General features: G+C 64.9%; 16 protein-coding genes and 1 pseudogene. All 17 read right to left on the minus strand.

Going from position 1 to position 17405, the window contains the following annotated elements:
- Positions 1-35: 35 nt before the first annotated feature.
- The gene (locus tag AC1DUN_RS16575; protein WP_477714910.1) at positions 36-1133 is read right to left on the minus strand and encodes a M14 family metallopeptidase; all 1098 of its coding nucleotides are present in this window, start codon (positions 1131-1133) and stop codon (positions 36-38) included.
- A gap of 23 nt (positions 1134-1156) precedes the next feature.
- A complete protein-coding gene (locus AC1DUN_RS16580; RefSeq protein WP_477714911.1) occupies positions 1157-2365 on the minus strand; it encodes a M20 aminoacylase family protein in 1209 nt (402 codons plus the stop codon).
- Positions 2366-2467: 102 nt separating this feature from the next.
- Positions 2468-3484: an ABC transporter ATP-binding protein gene (locus AC1DUN_RS16585; protein ID WP_477714912.1), complete on the minus strand. Its 1017-nt coding sequence runs from the start codon at positions 3482-3484 to the stop codon at positions 2468-2470.
- The gene (locus AC1DUN_RS16590) at positions 3481-4458 is read right to left on the minus strand and encodes an ABC transporter ATP-binding protein (protein ID WP_477714913.1); all 978 of its coding nucleotides are present in this window, start codon (positions 4456-4458) and stop codon (positions 3481-3483) included. Before AC1DUN_RS16590 ends, AC1DUN_RS16585 begins: the two co-directional genes overlap by 4 nt.
- Before the next feature lie 14 nt (positions 4459-4472).
- On the minus strand, positions 4473-5390 hold the full coding sequence (locus AC1DUN_RS16595; protein ID WP_477661822.1) for an ABC transporter permease: 918 nt from the start codon (positions 5388-5390) through the stop codon (positions 4473-4475).
- A gap of 146 nt (positions 5391-5536) precedes the next feature.
- Complete coding sequence (locus AC1DUN_RS16600) at positions 5537-7120, minus strand: ABC transporter substrate-binding protein (RefSeq protein ID WP_477714914.1); 1584 nt, start codon at positions 7118-7120, stop codon at positions 5537-5539.
- An 89-nt stretch (positions 7121-7209) separates the two neighbouring features.
- Positions 7210-8190, minus strand: a complete 981-nt coding sequence (locus AC1DUN_RS16605; protein WP_477714915.1) for an ABC transporter permease — start codon at positions 8188-8190, stop codon at positions 7210-7212.
- A gap of 190 nt (positions 8191-8380) precedes the next feature.
- Positions 8381-9769, minus strand: coding sequence for a TAXI family TRAP transporter solute-binding subunit (locus AC1DUN_RS16610; RefSeq protein ID WP_477714916.1), 1389 nt, complete (start codon positions 9767-9769; stop codon positions 8381-8383).
- Between the two features lie 159 nt (positions 9770-9928).
- Positions 9929-10207 (minus strand): hypothetical protein, encoded by a 279-nt coding sequence (locus tag AC1DUN_RS16615; protein WP_477714917.1) that lies wholly within the window; start codon positions 10205-10207, stop codon positions 9929-9931.
- Positions 10208-10222: 15 nt separating this feature from the next.
- Positions 10223-11389, minus strand: coding sequence for an MFS transporter (locus tag AC1DUN_RS16620; RefSeq protein WP_477714918.1), 1167 nt, complete (start codon positions 11387-11389; stop codon positions 10223-10225).
- 244 nt (positions 11390-11633) lie between these two features.
- Entirely contained in the window at positions 11634-12404 is a 771-nt protein-coding gene (locus tag AC1DUN_RS16625) for an amino acid ABC transporter ATP-binding protein (protein ID WP_477714919.1), read from the minus strand.
- Positions 12394-13074 (minus strand): amino acid ABC transporter permease, encoded by a 681-nt coding sequence (locus AC1DUN_RS16630; RefSeq protein WP_477714920.1) that lies wholly within the window; start codon positions 13072-13074, stop codon positions 12394-12396. The genes AC1DUN_RS16625 and AC1DUN_RS16630 overlap by 11 nt, the downstream gene beginning before the upstream one ends.
- 21 nt (positions 13075-13095) lie before the next feature.
- Entirely contained in the window at positions 13096-13758 is a 663-nt protein-coding gene (locus AC1DUN_RS16635; protein ID WP_477714921.1) for an amino acid ABC transporter permease, read from the minus strand.
- Between the two features lie 138 nt (positions 13759-13896).
- Positions 13897-14688 carry a transporter substrate-binding domain-containing protein gene (locus AC1DUN_RS16640; RefSeq protein WP_477714922.1) on the minus strand — a complete coding sequence of 264 codons (792 nt, stop codon included), beginning with the start codon at positions 14686-14688 and terminating at the stop codon, positions 13897-13899.
- Positions 14685-15464, minus strand: a complete 780-nt coding sequence (locus tag AC1DUN_RS16645) for a GntR family transcriptional regulator (RefSeq protein ID WP_477661805.1) — start codon at positions 15462-15464, stop codon at positions 14685-14687. The genes AC1DUN_RS16640 and AC1DUN_RS16645 overlap by 4 nt, the downstream gene beginning before the upstream one ends.
- A gap of 100 nt (positions 15465-15564) precedes the next feature.
- Positions 15565-16356, minus strand: coding sequence for a transporter substrate-binding domain-containing protein (locus AC1DUN_RS16650; RefSeq protein ID WP_477714923.1), 792 nt, complete (start codon positions 16354-16356; stop codon positions 15565-15567).
- A 372-nt stretch (positions 16357-16728) separates the two neighbouring features.
- Positions 16729-17193: pseudogene (locus AC1DUN_RS16655) on the minus strand (Bug family tripartite tricarboxylate transporter substrate binding protein); the annotation flags it as partial.
- Between the last annotated feature and the right edge of the window lie 212 nt (positions 17194-17405).

Genomic DNA, 17405 nt, shown 5'->3' on the forward strand with positions numbered 1-17405 from the left:
CCGGGCCGGGGCCGCCACGCCTCATTATGTGGCCTTCAGGCCGAGCCCAGCCCGTCCACCGTCTGGAACATCGCCTGGCGCGCCTGCGCGATGATCTGCGTGCGCCATTCGTCGGTATCGACATAAAAGGCGTTCATCATCTGGCGCTTGATCGCCGCCTGCACCTCGGGTGGCGTCCCGGGGTGTTTGTGCAGCCAGTGGTCGGCGCGCAGCGCGGCGATGATGTCGAGAATCGGCAGCGTGCCGTACTCCATGGCCATGCCAGTGTATTCGGCCTGCGGGCATTCGTCGTACACGGCGGTCCACATCAGTCCAGTGAGTTTTGCCGAGGTGGAGGAGCCGTCGTAGAAAGAGGTCACGGGCGTCTCGCCGCCGCCGCCCCACCAGGCACGTGCGCGCGCCAGGACCTTGGCGTCGTTCTCACAGGCAAAAATGCGCTCGCCCAGGCCGCTGGGCCCCAGGCCCGTGTGCAGGTCCATCCAGGCGATGTGCCTGGCCTGCCGCCCGAAGGTTCGCAGCACCTCGCGCAGGGTCTGGTTGCTCCAGGTCGGCGCGGTGCCGCCGAAGAACATACCGTCGGCGTATTCATGCTGCCCCTGCGACACCGCCGCCTGGTAGCGCGCAACGCCGTGGGTGTCGATGTAGGCCGCGATGGATGCCTCGTTCTCGTCGGTGGGCGGCCATTGCGCGGGCAGCAGCAGGTCGTGAACCTCACGGTAGGCCTCGTTGACGGGCAGTGGCTGGCCGAAGTCGTGAAAATTACGGTTCAGGTCCACGTTTTCATGCGTGGTGCGCCGTGCGTGCGAGAAGCCGTGGGGATTGAGCGCATGGATGTAGAGCACCGCCACGCCGCCGGCGCGGGCCTTGGCGCGCCACTCGGCGTCGCGCGCGGCATACACCTGCACGCCCGAGCCGCAATAGCCTTCGACGCCGTGGCAAGCGCTGCTGACGATGAAGAGGTGCTCGGCGTCGGGCGAACCGTCCAGGGCCACGTCCATGGCCAGGGTTTCGCCGTCGCGGCCTTTGAGCGGGTGTTCGTAGGCGCGGAGCGCCATGCCGGCGGCGCCGGCCGCCTCAAGGAATTTGGCGCGCGCAGCCGCGTAGCTGGCCGAAAAAGCCGCGTGTGGATTCATGGTGATGTTGGTGTGGTCAGGATTCAGGCCCCGGCGCCCGTGCCCAGCCAGCGTGTGGCCAGCTGGACCCAGTAGGTACCGCCCAGGGGAATGAGCTCGTCGTTGAAGTCGTAGCTCGGGTTGTGCAGCGTGCAGGGGCCCTCGCCGTGGCCCATGTCGCGGTGCGCGCCGTCGCCGTTGGAGATAAAGCAGTAGGCGCCGGGCTTGGCCTGCAGCATGTAGGCGAAGTCTTCGGCGCCCATGGTGGGCTCCTGCGCCAGCACGTTGGCCGGCCCCACGATGTCGCTCATGACCCGGCGCGCGAAATCGGCCTCGGCGGCGCTGTTCACGGTGGGCGGATAGTTGCGATGGAATTTGAACTCGCAGCGTGCCTCAAAGGCGGCGCAGGTGTGTTCGGCGACTTCCTTCATGCGTTTCTCGATCAGGTCCAGCACTTCGATGCTGAAGGTGCGCACCGTGCCCTGCAGTTCGCAGGAGTCGGGCACCACGTTGGTGGCTTCGCCGGCGTGGATCATGGTCACTGAGATGACGCCCGCGTCCACGGGTTTTTTGTTGCGGCTGATGATGTTCTGGAAGCCCTGCACCATCTGGCAGGCCACCGGCACCGGGTCTATGCCGTTGTGCGGCATGGCGGCATGGCTGCCCTTGCCGCGTATGGTGATCTTGAATTCATTGCTCGACGCCATCACCGGCCCTGCGCTGACCGCGAAGGTACCCACTGGGGCGCCGGGCCAGTTGTGCATGCCGAAGACGGCCTCCATGGGGAATTTTTCGAAGAGGCCGTCCTTGATCATCTCGCGCGCGCCGCCGCCGCCTTCTTCGGCCGGCTGGAAGATCAGGTAGACCGTGCCGTCAAAGTCCYGGTTCTGCGAGAAGTGGCGCGCCGCGGCCAGCAGCATGGCGGTGTGGCCGTCATGGCCGCAGGCGTGCATCTTGCCCGGCTGCGTGCTGGCATGGGCGAAGGTGTTGAATTCCTGCATGGGCAGGGCGTCCATGTCGGCGCGCAGGCCCACGGCGCGGCCCGAGGCGCCGCCGTCGCGCCCATGCACGATGCCCACCACGCCGGTGGTGCCCATGCCGCGGTGGATGGGGATGCCCCAGGATTCGAGTTTTTTCGCGACCACGTCGGCGGTGCGCACTTCCTGGAAACACAGTTCAGGGTGGGCGTGGATGTCGCGGCGCACGGCCGCGATGTCGGCCGCCCCGGCCAGGATGGATTCAATGATTTTCACGGCGTTCTCCGTTAAAGGTTCATGGTAACCAAGCTCGCCCCGATTTGCAGGCGCCGCGTGATCTTCAAATTCCGAAATATTCACAATCCCGCAAACAGGTTCCTAGATCCGGCCTTCTTCGACCGCATGGCAGGCCACGCGAACGCCTTGAAGCTGAAGGAACTCGGGCCGCTCGGTCCTGCAGCGCTCATTGGCGTGCGGGCAGCGCGGGTGGAAGGTGCAGCCGCCGGGCGGATTCAGCGGATTGGGCACCTCACCCGAGACCGGCGTGCGGGCGCGGCCGGTGTCGTGCATCTTGGGGATGGCGTCCAGCAGCATGCGCGTGTAGGGGTGGCGCGGCCTGTCGAACAGGCTGTGCTTGTCGGCCAGCTCCACCAGGCGGCCCAGGTACATCACGCCGACCTGGTCGCTGACATGGCGCACCACCGCCAGGTTGTGCGAGATGAAGAGATAGGTCAGGCCCCGCGTGCGCTGCAGGTCCTTCATGATGTTGAGCACCTGTGCTTGCACGCTCACGTCGAGCGCCGAGGTGGGTTCGTCGCAGACCAGGAATTCGGGCTCGGTGGCCAGGGCGCGCGCGATGGAGATGCGCTGGCGCTGCCCGCCCGAGAACTGGTGCGGGTACTTGGGCATGTCCAGCGGCGACAGGCCCACCGACTTGAGCAGTTCGCCCACGCGTTCCTTGAGCGCGGGGCCGCCCTCCAGGATGCCGTGCTCACGCAGCGGCTCGGCGATGATGTCCTCAATCGTCCAGCGCGGGTTGAGGCTGGCATAAGGATCCTGGAAGATCATCTGGATGCGGCTGCGCAGCTGCCGGCCGGCCGGCGTCTTGAACACCGCGTGCGCGTCCTGGCCGTCGAAGTTCAGGCCGCCGCGCGTGGGCTCGTACAGGCCCACCAGCAGGCGGGCCACGGTGCTTTTGCCGCAACCCGATTCGCCGACCAGTGCCAGCGTCTTGCCTTTTTCAATCTCGAAACTCACGCCGTCGACGGCTTTGAGCAGCAGCCGGGGCTTGCGCTCCAGCACGCGGTTGAGCCAGGGCGGCGACACGTCAAAGGTCTTGGCCAGGTCATGCGCCTGGACCAGCGGAGCCTCCACGTTTTTTGCGGTGCCGCTCATGCCGCCACCCCCGCATGCGCATCATGCAGCCAGCAGGCGGCCCGTGTGGCGCCGGCCGGCATCAGGTCCGGCCTGTCCTGGCGGCAGCGGTCAAAAGCCTTGGGGCAGCGCGGGTTGAAGGCGCAGCCCTGCGGGATGGCGTTCAGGCGCGGCATGGCGCCGTCGATCTGGTAGAGGCGCTCGCGTTCCACCGTGATGTCGGGGATCGCCGCCATCAGGCCCGCGGTATAGGGGTGCGAGGGGTGGTTGATCACCTGGTGCACCGGGCCGATTTCAGCGATGCGTCCGGCATACATCACAGCCACGCGGTCGCAGGTCTCGGCGATCACGCCCATGTCGTGGGTGATCAGCATCACGGCGGCACCGCGCTGTTTGCAGATGTTTTTGAGCAAGGTGATGATCTGCGCCTGGATGGACACGTCGAGCGCGGTCGTCGGCTCGTCGGCCACGATCAGCTTGGGCTCGGCCGCCAGCGCCAGGGCGATCACCACGCGCTGGCGCATGCCGCCCGAGAACTGGTGCGGGTAGTGGTCTATGCGCTGCGCGGCCGCCGGTATACCGGTGTCGTTGAGCAGCTCGATGGCGCGCAGGCGGGCTTCCTGCGCTGTCACCGGCAGGTGGGCCTGTATGGTTTCCACCAGCTGCCGGCCTATGGTGTAAAGCGGGTTCAGCGAGGTCAGYGGGTCCTGGAAGATCGCGCCTATCCTGCGCCCGCGGATGTGGCGCATGCGCTCATGGGGCAGGTTGTCGATGCGCTCGCCTTCGAGCAGGATCTGGCCGCCGGCCACGCGCCCGGGCGGCTCCAGCAGGCCGATGATGGCGGCGCCGGTCAGCGACTTGCCCGCACCTGATTCGCCCACCACGCCGAGAATTTCACCGGGCGCGATGTCAAAGGAAATGTCGTCCAGTGCGCGCAGCGTGCCGCGCCGGCCGGGGAACTCGACCACCAGGTTCTTGATTTGCAGAAGACTCATTTTCTAACTCGTCCTTACCTGAGGCGCGGATTGAGCGCATCACGCAGCCAGTCGCCGAGCAGGTTCACGCTCAGCGCGATCAGCACCAGCATCAGGCCCGGGAACACGGTGATCCACCATTCGCCCGAAAACAGGTAGTCGTTGCCCACGCGGATCAGCGTGCCCAGCGAGGGCGAGGTCGGCGGCGCGCCAACGCCCAGGAAGGACAGCGTGGCTTCGGTGATGATGGCGGTGGCCACCTGGATGGTCGCCAGCACCAGCACCGGCCCCATCACATTGGGCAGCACATGGCGGCGCATGATGCGCAGCGGCGCCACGCCGGTGACGCGGGCGGCCTGCACATATTCCTTGCCGCGCTCCACCATGGTGGAGCCGCGCACCGTGCGCGCGTACTGCACCCAGCCCGACTGCCCCATGGAGATCGACAGGATCAGCACGCCCATGGCCAGCAGCTGGCTGGCATTGGGAAACACCGCGCGGCCCACGCCCGCGATCAGCAGCGCGACCAGGATGGGCGGAAACGAGGACATCACGTCGCAAACCCGCATCAGGGCCGAGTCTATCCAGCCGCCCCTGAACCCCGCAATCAGGCCCAGCGACACACCGGCCAGCATGGACAGGATGACCGAAGCCAGGCCGACGACCAGCGAGATGCGCGCGCCGTACATCAGCGCCGACAGGATGTCGCGCCCCTGGTCGTCGGTACCCAGCAGGTATTTGGAACTGCCCTGCGCATACCAGGCCGGCGGCAGCCGCGCGTCGCCTAGCTCCAGCGTGCTCAGGTTGAAGGGGTCGTGCGGCGCCACCCAGCCGGCGAACACCGAGCAAAAAATGCAGACCAGCGCAATCGCGGCCGCCACCATCGCCACCGGTGAGGTGCGAAAGCTGTGGCCCACATCACTGTCAAGCCAGCGCGCAAGAGTTCTTTTCATCGGGAGAAAGTGGAGTCCGTGTTATCCAGAGCGAGCGCAGCAAAGCTTGTGCCAGCAACAGCGCAGAACCGGCTTTGCCGGGCTGCAGCTGTTGTCCCCTGTAGGGGAGAGGCCGTTACGCGAAGCGAACGGCAACAGGGGGGTGCTTATTTTTTTATAGTCATCCACTTGAAGAACATGAAGTTGTCGGCCAGCTGGACCAGCTCGACCTTCTTGCTCGTGCCCCAGGCCAGCGACTGCTGGTGCAGCGGCAGGTGGCCGATGTCGGCGCCGTGGATGTCGAAGGCTTCCTTGATCAGCGCGTTGCGCTTGGTCTTGTCGGTTTCCGACTGGATCTTTTTGGTCAGCTCGTCGACTTTGGGGTTGCAATAGGCGCCCAGATTGAACTGGCCGGCGCCCTTGTCGTCCACGCAGGCGACCAGTGCATTGAGCGCGTTGTGGGCGTCATAGGTGGCCGGCGTCCAGCCCAGCATGTAAAAGCTGGTGTCGCGGCGCAGCACCTTGGGGAAGTAGGTTCCCTTGGTTTCGGCCTGCAGGTTGATCTTGACGTTGATGCGCGACAGGTTGGCGGCCACGGCCTGGCAGATGCGGCTGTCGTTCACGTAGCGGTCGTTCGGGCAGTTCATGGACACTTCAAAGCCGTTCGGGTAGCCGGCTTCGACCATCAGTTTTTTGGCGGCTTCCGGGTCATAGGGCAGGCGCTTGTTCTGCTCTTGCTGGAAGCCGTTGATGCCGGGGCCTATCAGCAGCGCCGTCGGGCTGGAAGCGCCGCGCATCACGGTTTTCTTGATGCCGTCGATGTCGATGGCCTGGTAGAAGGCCTGGCGCACGCGCTTGTCCTTGAAGGGGTTCTTGCCCTTGACGTTCGAGTACAGCAACTCGTCGCGTTTCTGGTCCATGCCCAGGAAGATGGTGCGCAGTTCGGCGCCGACCAGCACCTTGGTGCCGGCGTTGCCGTTGACGCGGTCTATGTCCTGCACAGGCACGGGTTCCATCACGTCGACCTCGCCCGACAGCAAGGCCGCGACACGGGTAGCGTCGTTGCCGATGGGCGTGTAAATCACTTCCTGGACGTTGCCCTCGATCTTGCCCCAGTAGTTGCCGTTGCGGACGAAGGTGGTGCGCACATTGGGCTGGCGCTCGCGCACGCGGTAGGGGCCGGTGCCGTTGGCGCGGAAGGAGGCCGCGTTCTCTATGCCCTTGCGGCGGTCCACCGGCCGGGTCGCCTGGTTGGTTTCGCACCACTTCTTGCTCATCATGTAGACCAGCGAGATCACGTCGGGCAGGATGGGGAAGGGCGTCTTGGTTTCGATCTCGACCACGTGGTCGTTGATCTTGCGCACTTCCTTGAAATCGTTGGTGTAGCTCTTCATGTCCGAGCCTTCGGCCTGCGTGCGGTTGAAGCTGAAGACCACATCGTCGGCCGTGAACGGCGTGCCGTCATGGAACTGCACGCCCTTGCGCAGCTCGAAACGCCACACGGTCGGCGAAGTCTGTTTCCACGAGGTGGCCAGGCCGGGCGCCAGGCTCAGGTCCTTGTTGCGGATGACCAGGCCCTCATAGGCGTTGCCGGTCACGCTGAGCTGCAGCGATTCGTTGAGCGAGTGCGGGTCCATGGACAGCGAGTCGCCCTGGTTGGCGACCCTCAGGGTCTGCGCGGATGCGACAAAAGAGGTGGCCGCGAAGGCGCACAGGACACTGGCCGAGAGCAGGGTTGACTTGAAATTCATCGGGGACTCCTTGTGGAAGGGATGAGGGCTTGCGGGTAAAAACGGAAGAAAAATGAAGGGGGCGTTGGGGGTTGCGCGGGCCCGCGGCCTCAGTGGCCGGCGGGGTTGCCTATGCGAAGCCTGGGATCCACCGCGAAGTACAGCAGGTCGACGACCAGGTTGATCACCACAAAAATCAGCGCGATCAGGCACAGGTAGGCCGCCATGACCGGGATGTCGGCGAAGGTCACGGCCTGGATGAACAGCAGGCCCATGCCGGGCCACTGAAACACGGTCTCGGTGATGATGGCGAAGGCGATCAGCCCGCCCAGCTGCAGGCCGGTGATGGTCATCACCGGCACCAGCGTGTTCTTGAGCGCGTGGCCGAAGTGGATGGCGCGGTCGGGCAGGCCGCGGGCGCGCGCGAACTTGATGTAGTCGGTGCGCAGCACCTCCAGCATTTCGGCGCGCACCAGCCGCATGATCAATGTGAGCTGGAACACCGCCAGCGTCACGGCCGGCAGCACGATATGGTGCCAGCCGTCGGCCTTGAAAAGGCCCGTGCTCCACCAGCCTATTTGCACCGTCTCGCCGCGGCCGAAGCTCGGGAACCAGCCCAGGCCAACGGCGAATACCAGGATCAGCAGGATGCCGATCAAAAAGGTCGGCAGCGACACGCCCAGCAACGAGAGGGTCATGAACACCTGGCTCAGGAAGGTGCCGCGGCGCAGCGCCGAATACACGCCCATGGGGATGCCGACCAGCAGCGCCATGAAAGCCGCCACCAGGGCCAGCTCCAGCGTGGCTGGAAAGCGCTCGGCGATCAGGCGCGAAACCTTGGCGCCCTGGCGCAGGCTCAGGCCGAATTCACCCTGCGCGGCATTCACCAGGAAGTGCCAGAACTGCACGATGAAGGGCTTGTCCAGGCCCAGGTCGGCGCGCAACTGGGTGATCTGTGCGGGCGAGGCGTCTTGCCCCAGCAGGAACACCACCGGGTCGCCGACATACTGGAACAGCATGAAGGCGATCAGGGCGACCACGACCATCACGATCACGGCCTGGATCAGGCGGCGCAGAATAAAAGCAAGCATCGGCCAAAGAAAAAAGTATCGGGCGATACTAGCAGAGCAAATGATATGCCGACACAGGGGTTTACTTTAGGGTTAAAGAAACAACCCGGGGCCCGCAAACGCTTTCCGTGGCCCGGTTTCCGCCCCAAACAGGGCCCTGGCGCGCCCTTTTCAGGTGCCGACCGCCCGCCCCAAAACGGAGGGTCGGCGGCTAAAGCCGCTGCAGCTTCTTGCGGACCAGGTGAATATTGCCGCGCAGCGCGTACAGCTCGTCGGTATAGGACAGCGGCACCGTGATTTTTTCGGCCCGGCTCTCCAGGTCGTTGAGCTCTTCCAGCAGGGCCTTGTTTTTGCTGCTGTCGCGGTCGCCGTCGCCGCTGCTTTCCACGCGGTTCTCGATGTCGCGCAGCCGGCCATACCAACGGAAGATGCGCGAGCGCACGCGAAAGGCGTACAGCGGCGGGATGATGCGCGACAGCGGCAGCATGATGGCGATGATGATGCCCATCACCAGCCACATGCGCTCCACCAGGTTGGCCACCCAGAACCGCAGGTAGCGCTGCAGCACCGGCGTGCCGTTCTTGATGGCACGTTCGGCTTCCTTGGCGATGGGCAGCTCGCTGTTGTCGCGATTCGGGTATTCGCGGGCGCTCTTGAACCAGCCGGCCCCGCCGTGGATCTCGTTGCCGGCCTGGGCCAGCAACTGCTGCAGGGCGGGGTGGGTGGTGGTGCGTGTGATCAGCGAGGTGGTGGAGGCCACCAGCCGCACGTCGTCGGGCGGGACGTTGGCGGCCAGGTCCACCACGCCGCGCGGCAGGCGCGTGGGCGTCAGGAAGGCGAAACGCCTGGAATAGGCCTCGCTCTGGGCGAAGTTCATCAGCTTCACGCCCGGTGTCTGCAGCAGCATCTGCACCATCAGCGATTCGGGCGCGGACGCGAACACGATGGCGTCCAGCTCGCCGCCCAGGAAGGCCACGGTGGCGGGCGTCTGCTCCAGCCGGGATATCTTCAGCGACGCCGGGTCAACATGGTTGCTTTCCAGCAGCTTTGCCATCAGGCTGGGAACACCGCTGCCGGGCGTGCCGGTGTTGACGCGCAGGCCCTGCAGCTGCGTGAGCGAGTCCAGGCTGGCGTCTTGCGCAGGGTCGGCCTTGCCGGCCGGTTTTTTGGCGGTCCGTGCCGCCGCGGCCACCTTGCGCGCGGCGTCTTCACGGTAGAACAGCCAGAGCGGCTCCACAAAAAGGCTGCCGAGCGAAGCCAGGTCCTCTTCGTCCTGTTCGGTGTAGTCGCTGGTGCCGCCCTGGACAAAACCCACGTCGACCTTGCCTTCGCGCAGCAGCTGCAGGTTGGCTGCCGAGCCTTCGGAGGGCTGCAGCACCACCTCTATGCCCTCGGCTGCCAGCGCCTTGGCGTAGCGTTTGCCGAACTCCTCGTAGGCGCTTTGCGCCGGGCCGGTGGCCAGCGTCACGCGCTTGGGCGGGTTCGGGTCCAGCCACCAGTAGGCCAGCGCCAGCAAGGCAAGGGCCAGCACGATAAAAGGCCCGGCCGAAGCGGCCAGGTCGCGCAGCGACAGCAGGGTGTAGCGTATGGCTTTGGGCATACGCCAACCTTAGCATGGCGGGGGCGCTGCTGCCGGGCAGGGGGCCAAACGGCGATTGCCATGGATGTCGGCTTGCTGGCGCCACAGCCATGCGCGCTGCCCGGACGCCCCACCACCGCCATGGCCATACCGACGGCCGTTGAGGGCTTGCGGCAGGTGTCAGGCTTTCTGAAGCTGCAGCCGCGCCTTGTCCAGCCACAGCTGCAGGCTGTCCAGCAAATCCTGTTGGCTGAAGGAGCAGCTTTCCTCGGTGAACAGCGCGCTGGATTCGAGCCGGTTCAGCAGCTGCGAGAGCACCTCGTTAAATCGCTCGGGCAGGGCCGCCGCCAGGCTTTGCTGCTGCATCGCGGCTTGCGAAAAGGCCGCCACGCCGAGCGCGCCGCTGCGCAATTGCTGCAAGGCGGTTTGCAGGCTGTCAAGCTGGTCTTGTGTCGTCATGGCGTGGTGTCAAGTTTATGCGGCGGCCGAAGCCGGTATGCGCGTGGTCCTGCGGTCAAACACCAGGGTCAGCATGGCCAGCAGTCCGAAGGGAACACCCACCCAGCCCAGTTGCGCGAAGCCCACCTGGTCCAGCAGCGCGCCGCTGATCACCGCGCCCAGTGCCGTGCCCACATACAACATGGAGCCATTGAGGCTCAGCAGCAAGGGTGCCTGTGCCGGCGAGAGGCTGGCCAGCCGGCTTTGCTGCGGCGCCATCAGGCCGAAGCCGGCGATGCCCCACAGCACCAGCACGGCCATGGTGGCCGGCACACTGCCGCGCGTGAGCGGCAGCAAGCACATCATGGCGACCAGCACGGCCAGTTGCACGCGCATGGTGCGCAAGGCGCCGAAGCGGTCAGTGGCCCAGCCGCCCATCAGCGTGCCGCCCACGCCGGCCAGGCCGAAGACGGCCAGCGTGGCCGAAAGCTGCGCCGAGTTCATGGGATTGAGTGCGTGCAGCACCGGCCCGACATAGGCAAACACGCTGAAGATGGCGATGAAATACAGCAAGGTGCGGCCCCATACGCGCAGCACCGCGCCCTGGCGCGCGGCCGCCTGAAAGCCCGCGAAGCTGGTGCCGGCGCTGGCCATGTTGGCGGGAATCAGCCAGCTGGCCGCGGCCAGCGCCGCGCCGCTGGCGGCCGCCGACAGCCATACCGGCACGCGCCAGCCGAATTCAAAACCCAGCCAGGCACCTATGGGCAGGCCCACGGCATAGCTGATGCTCATGCCCAGGAAGGTGATGGACAGCGCCCGGCCGCGCAGCGCGGGCGCCACCATGCTGACGGCCAGCGCCGAGGCCGCCGCGGTGAACATCGCGCCCGCGCCCATCAGCACTCGGCCCAGCAGCAACAGGGGCAGGTTGGGCGCGAGGGCGCACACCAGGCAACCCGTGGTGAACAGCGCCAGCGCCAGCTGCACGGCGCGCTTGCGCGGCCAGCGGGCCGTGAGGATGATGAGCAGCGGCGCCAGCACGGCGGTGGCCACCGCATAGGCCGTCATGGCCTGGCCGGCCGCCGCCACGCTGATGCCCAGCGACGCGCTCATGGGTTGCAGGATGCCGCCCAGCACAAAGGCGCCGCTGCCAATGACCAGGTTGCACAGGGCGAAGAAATACAGGATGGGAGGCATGGTGTTCATGAAGGCGGCGTCGGGTAGCGGGGACGGCGCAAGCCGCCCAGGGGGCGGGCGGCGGCGGCTGTCCCATCAAGAGCGGGGCAGGTTCAACCCCGCCATTGTGCGGGAAGCCGTGCGCCCCTGCAGGTCCGGGGGCAAGCCGGCGCCAAAAAAAGCCAGGCCCGGGCCAGCCACAGCCTATGGATGCGCAGCTTTGGTGCGTTTTGCGCAATCCCCGGGCCGGCCGGAACGCGCTTGCCGCCCGCGCTTACTGGATCATGCCGAGGAACTGCTTGAGCTCGGCGGTCTGCGGATTCGAGAACACTTCGTCGGGCGGGCCGATTTCGTGCACGCGGCCCTGGTGCATAAAGACCACGCGGTCGCAGACCTTGCGGGCGAAGCTCATCTCGTGCGTGACCATCAGCAAGGTCATGCCTTCGGCGGCCAGGCTTTCCACCACCTGCAGCACCTCGCCCACCAGTTCCGGGTCCAGCGCCGAGGTGATTTCATCGCACAGCAGCACCGAAGGCTGCATGGCCAGCGCGCGCGCGATCGCCACGCGCTGCTGCTGCCCGCCCGAGAGCTGGTCGGGCCAGGCATCGAATTTCTCGGCCAGGCCCACGCGCTGCAGCAGTGCGCGCGCATGCTCGGCCGCGGGCGCGCCGGCCGTCTTCTTGACCAGGGTGGGCGCCAGCATGATGTTCTTGCCGACGGTCAGGTGCGGGAACAGGTTGAAGCTCTGGAAGATCATGCCTACGCGCTGGCGCAGCTCGCGCATGACCTGCGGGTTGTCGTGCAGCAGGTGTTTGCCGTCCACGCGCAGCGTGCCGCTCTGGAACACTTCCAGGCCGTTGATGCAGCGCAGCAGCGTGCTTTTGCCCGAACCGCTTTTCCCGATGATGGCGATCACTTCGCCGGCCTTGACCTCGAGGTCTATGCCTTTGAGCACCTCGTTGGTCCCGAAGCTCTTGCGCAGCTGGTTGATCTCGACCAAAGTCCTGTCGGCCGTGGCGGGGGATGGGGTGACGTTAACGTCCATGGCGGGCTTTCCTCTCAAGCTTGCGGGCATACAGGGACACGGGGAAACACAGTGCGAAGTACATCAGCGCCACACAGCTGTAGACCACAAAGGGTTTGAAGGTGGCGTTGGTGATCATGGTGCCGGCCTTGGTCAGCTCGATAAAGCCGATCACCGAGGCCAGCGCCGTGCCCTTGATGACCTGCACCAGGAAACCCACGGTGGGCGGCACGGCGATGCGCACCGCCTGGGGCAGCACGATGTAGCGCAGCTGTTCGCCGAAATTGAGCGCCAGGCTTTGAGCGGCCTCCCACTGGCCCTTGGGGATCGCGTCGACGCAGCCGCGCCAGATCTCGGCCAGGTAGGCGCTGGTGTACAGCGTGAGCGCCACCCCGGCCGCCACCCAGGCCGGCACATTGATGCCGAAAAGCGCCAGGCCGAAGTAGGCCAGGAAAAGTTGCATCAGCAGCGGCGTTCCCTGGAACAGCAGCACATAACCGTCCAGCGCCCGGCGCGCCATGCGGGCGGCTTTTTGCGCGCCCGGCGTGGCGCGGGCAGCCGACAGCCGGCCCACCAGCAGCAGCGCGCCGACCAGGCCGCCGCCTATGAAGGCGACCAGCGAGAGCACGACGGTCCAGCGCGCCGCGAGCAGCAGGTTGCGGAAGATGTCCCAGATGGAAAATTCAATCATGGTGTTGCCCGGCCTTTCCTGTTAGCGGCCGAAGAGAAATTTCGGCCCCGCCCAATTGAGGAGCTTGCGCACCGCCACCGACAGCACCAGGTAAATCAGCGTGGCAACGATGAAGGCCTCAAAGGCCCGGAAGTTGCGGCCCTGGATCAGGTTGGCGGCGTAAGACAGCTCCTGCGTCGAGATCTGGCCGCAGACGGCCGAGCCCAGCATGACGATGATGATCTGGCTCACCATGGCGGGCCAGACTTTCTTGAGCGCGGGCGGCAGCACCACGCGGGTGTAGATCTGCACGCGGTTGAGCGCCAGGCTTTCGGCCGCTTCGATCTGCCCGCGCGGCGTGGCTTCAACGCCGGCACGGATGATCTCGGTGGCATAGGCCGCGAGGTTGATCACCATGGCCAGTACCGAGGCCATCTCGGGCGAGAGCTTGAAGCCCAGGGCCGGCAGGCCGAAAAAGATGAAAAACAGCTGGACGATAAAAGGCGTGTTGCGTATCAGCTCGACGTAAGTGCCCACCACCCAGCGCAGCCAGCTGGGGCCGCTGGCGCGCGCCCAGGCAAAGCCCACGCCCACAAACACGCCGGCCACCGACGAGATCGCCGTCAGGCCCAGCGTCCAGACGACGCCGGTGGCCAGCAGCGGCCACTGCGACAGCACGGCCATGAAATCAAGCTCGACACGCATCTGATTCACTTCCTGTTGAAAGACGATTGCGATTCCCTACCAGCAGCCGCAGTGGAACCGGCTTAGCCGGGCCACAAGCGGCGCCCCCTGCAAGGGGGGAGGCGGTTACGCGAAGCGAACCGCAACGGGGGTGTGCATCTACTGCGGCAAATCGCCGGCAGGACGGCCCAGCCACTTGAGGGCCAGTTTGTCGAGGTCGCCGTTTTTCTTGGCGTCCGCAATCACTTCATTGACCTTGGCGCGCAGCTTGTCTTCGCCTTTGGCCACGCCGATGAAGTTGGGGGAGTCTTTGAGCAGCAGCTTGTACTCGGTGTTGAGTTGCGGGTTCTTGGCCATCATGTTGCCGGCCACCGAGGCGCCCGTGGCGATCAGCTGCACCTGGCCGGCGGTGTAGGCCGAGACCGTGGTGTTGTTGTCTTCAAAGCGCTTGATGTCCGTGCCGGCCGGGGCGACCTTGCTCAGTTCCTGGTCTTCCAGGGCGGCGCGCGTGACGCTGATGGTTTTTCCGCTGAGGTCGGCGAAGGACTTCACGTTCACGTTCTTGGGGCCGAACACGGCCTGGAAGAAGGGGGTGTAGGCGGCGGTGAAGTCGATGACTTTTTCGCGCTCCGCGGTTTTGCCCAGCGTGGAGATCACCAGGTCGGCCTTCTTGGTTTGCAGGTAGGCGATGCGGTTGGCGCTGGTCACGGGAACGAGTTCCACCTTGACGCCGAGTTTTTGCGCGATGTAGCCGGCCATCTCGACATCCAGGCCCTGGGGCTTCAAGTCGGTGCCGACCATGCCGTAGGGCGGGAAGTCGGTCGGGATGGCAATCTTGATTTCCTTGGCCTTCATGATGTCGTCCAGCGCGGTTTGCGCATGGGCGCCGGTGACGGCCAGCACCGCGGCTGCGGCGAGGGCGAAAGAAAAAACGCGTTTGCTGGACTTCATAGCAGGGCTCCAAGGTAGGTTGAGGAATCGTCAGAGGGTTTGGCCGCGGTGCGGCCGGTTTTGCGAACACGGGATGGCGCGGAAGACGCCGGTTTGCTGTCTTGCGCGGCCAGCGGGCTCAGCGCGCTGCGCAATTGCGCCAGCGGATCGCCGGCGCCGGCCTGCAGCTTGAGCGCGGCCTGCACGCTGCCGATATGCGCCTGCATGAGTTTTTCGGCTTTGGCCAGGTCGCCTTTTTCGAGCGCCTGCACGATGAGCACATGCTCCTCGCAGGACTGCGCCGCGTCGTGCGAGGACTGGTACAGCATGGCGATCAGCGTGGTGCGCGCGGTGAAGTCGCGCAGGGTGTCGGCCAGCAGGTTGTTGCCCAGGCATTCGGCCAGGCAGACATGGAAGTCTCCCAGCAAAAAACTGCGCAGGCCCACGTCGTCGCCCTTGATGGCGGCTTTTTCGCGGGTCAAGTGGCTCTTGAGCTGCTTGATGGCGGCCTTGCTGACGTCGGTGGTGCAACGGATCAAGCCCATCTCGATCACGCGGCGCGCCTCGAAGGCTTCGCGCGCTTCCTCCTGGGAGGGTTCTATGACATACCAGCCGCGCCGGCTGCTGACAGTGACGATGCCGCGCACCGCCAGCCGGGTCAGGGCTTCGCGGACGATGGTGCGGCTGCAGTCAAACAGCAAGGCCAGCTGCTGCTCGCCCAGGCGCGAGCCAGGGGCGAGCTTTTGCGCCATCACGGCTTCGATGATGCGGTTGCTGATGTCGGGGGCGGTGGCCATGGTGCAAATGTAGAGGAGTTAACTCAATATTTGTATACAAGATTGCTGTGTCACATCGGGTTTTTCTCGGGAGGAGGGCTGCCCTCCCGGCGGCATCCATTTATTGCGGCAAATCGCCTGCGGGGCGTCCCAGCCATTTGAGCGAAATCTTGTCCAGATCGCCGTTTTTCTTGGCTTCCGCAAGGATGCCGTTGACGGTCAGGCGAAGCGTGTCTTCCCCTTTGGGCACGCCGATAAAGTTGGGGCTTTCCTTGAGCAGCAGTTTGTACTCGGTGCGCAGCTGCGGGCTCTTGCTCATGATGTTGCCCGCCACGGAAGCGCCCGTGGCGATGAGCTGCACCTGGCCGGCGGTGAAGGCGTTCACCGTCTTGAAGTTGTCGTCAAAGCGCCGGATATCGGTGCCCGAGGGGGCCAGCTTGTTGAGTTCCTCGTCCTCGACCGAGCCGCGCGTCACCCCAATGGTTTTTCCCGCCAGGTCGGTGAAGCTCTTGATATTGAGTGATCTGGGACCAAAGACCGCCTGGAAGAAAGGCGAATACGCGCCGGCAAAGTCAATTTGCTTTTCGCGGTCGGGATTTTTCCCCAGGGTCGCGATCACCAGCGATGCTTTTTTCGTCTGCAGGTAGGGAATGCGGTTGGCGCTGCTGACGGGAATCACATCGACAGCCACGCCCAGTTTGGCGCCAATGTAGTTGGCCATGTCGACGTCCAGGCCCTGGATCTTGAAGTCCGCCCCCATGGAGCCATAAGGCGGAAAGTCGGGTGGAACCGCGATGGTGATTTTTTTGTTCTTGAGAATGGTGTCCAGGGCGCTTTGCGCGTGGACGCCAAAGCTCGACAGGAGTGAAAGAACCGTCAGGGTCAGCGAAAGCAGGAATTTACTTGAGGTCATGGCACGCTCCGTGGGTTGAAAAAGTCATACCGATTTGCGCCGATGCGACCTGAATCCGGAATCTTGCGTGCAAGTCTTGTGCCAATCTTTGGCCAGAAAAACGGGAGTCCAATTTCCGGCGCAAAAACAAGGGCTGGCGGGCCTGCACGGTTTCCTGATGGGCGTATCCGGCCTGAACCGTTGACCTTGTCAGCCTATACCTTCTTCTTATTTTTTGGGCCCGGCATTTACCCTTTTTGGGGATGGTTTCGTTGAATTTGTCACTATTTGGTATACAAGATATGTGCACTCGTCTGGCGTGCCTGTGCACCGGCATGCGGCTTTTGAGGTAACCGCCCGCACCAGAAAGGGGATTACCCGTCCCGCAGCCCCTCAGTCCATCTTGGCGCCGGAAGCCTTGACGGCCTGGGCCCAGCGCGGCATTTCAGCGGCCAGGAACTGCGTGAACTCCTCGCTGCCCATAAAGGCCGGGTCGGCGCCCTGGGTCACCATGCGGTTGCGGATGTCCGGGTTGTTCATGACCTGCTTGAAGGCGTCGCTCAGCTTGGCGGTCACGTCCCTGGGCAGGCCGGCCGGTGCGAGGAAGCCGTAAAACCCGACCACTTCAAAACCTTTGATGCCCGATTCGATGACGGTGGGGATGTCCGGCAGGGCCGGGTTGCGCTCCTTGCTGGTCACGGCCAGGGCGCGCACCTTGCCCTGCTTGTGGTAGTTGGCGGCCTGCGGAATGGATTCGCCCATGAACTGCACCTGGCCGGCCATCAGGTCGGTAAAGGCCGGCGCGCTGCCGCGGTAGGGAATATGGACCATGAACAGCCCGGTGGCGTTTTTGAACATCCCAGAACCTGTTCACGGCCTAAACGGGGCCGCGCAAGCCCCTTCTCGGGATGGGATGCAAGGCGCGGTGCGACGCCCATAGTGCAGCTATGGGTTAGCGCCGCAACGCCGCAGACCGCCCGAGAAGGCGCTTGCCCTCCGGGTTGGGGTGAAATCGGGCGATTGAGCCACCCAGGCCCTTGCATGGGCATTAGCCCATGCGGCGTTCCTGG

It is taken from the genome of Polaromonas sp. P4_F6 (assembly GCF_056401275.1).

Bases quoted from the DNA above. Each gene is read 5' to 3' on its own strand.
- AC1DUN_RS16650 (WP_477714923.1), bottom strand. From the start codon at position 16,356: ATGACCTCAAGTAAATTCCTGCTTTCGCTGACCCTGACGGTTCTTTCA.
- AC1DUN_RS16600 (WP_477714914.1), bottom strand. From the start codon at position 7,120: ATGAATTTCAAGTCAACCCTGCTCTCGGCCAGTGTCCTGTGCGCCTTC.
- AC1DUN_RS16605 (WP_477714915.1), bottom strand. From the start codon at position 8,190: ATGCTTGCTTTTATTCTGCGCCGCCTGATCCAGGCCGTGATCGTGATG.
- AC1DUN_RS16630 (WP_477714920.1), bottom strand. From the start codon at position 13,074: ATGATTGAATTTTCCATCTGGGACATCTTCCGCAACCTGCTGCTCGCG.
- AC1DUN_RS16620 (WP_477714918.1), bottom strand. From the start codon at position 11,389: ATGAACACCATGCCTCCCATCCTGTATTTCTTCGCCCTGTGCAACCTG.
- AC1DUN_RS16625 (WP_477714919.1), bottom strand. From the start codon at position 12,404: ATGGACGTTAACGTCACCCCATCCCCCGCCACGGCCGACAGGACTTTG.
- AC1DUN_RS16635 (WP_477714921.1), bottom strand. From the start codon at position 13,758: ATGCGTGTCGAGCTTGATTTCATGGCCGTGCTGTCGCAGTGGCCGCTG.
- AC1DUN_RS16615 (WP_477714917.1), bottom strand. From the start codon at position 10,207: ATGACGACACAAGACCAGCTTGACAGCCTGCAAACCGCCTTGCAGCAA.
- AC1DUN_RS16595 (WP_477661822.1), bottom strand. From the start codon at position 5,390: ATGAAAAGAACTCTTGCGCGCTGGCTTGACAGTGATGTGGGCCACAGC.
- AC1DUN_RS16645 (WP_477661805.1), bottom strand. From the start codon at position 15,464: ATGGCCACCGCCCCCGACATCAGCAACCGCATCATCGAAGCCGTGATG.
- AC1DUN_RS16585 (WP_477714912.1), bottom strand. From the start codon at position 3,484: ATGAGCGGCACCGCAAAAAACGTGGAGGCTCCGCTGGTCCAGGCGCAT.
- AC1DUN_RS16610 (WP_477714916.1), bottom strand. From the start codon at position 9,769: ATGCCCAAAGCCATACGCTACACCCTGCTGTCGCTGCGCGACCTGGCC.
- AC1DUN_RS16575 (WP_477714910.1), bottom strand. From the start codon at position 1,133: ATGAATCCACACGCGGCTTTTTCGGCCAGCTACGCGGCTGCGCGCGCC.
- AC1DUN_RS16640 (WP_477714922.1), bottom strand. From the start codon at position 14,688: ATGAAGTCCAGCAAACGCGTTTTTTCTTTCGCCCTCGCCGCAGCCGCG.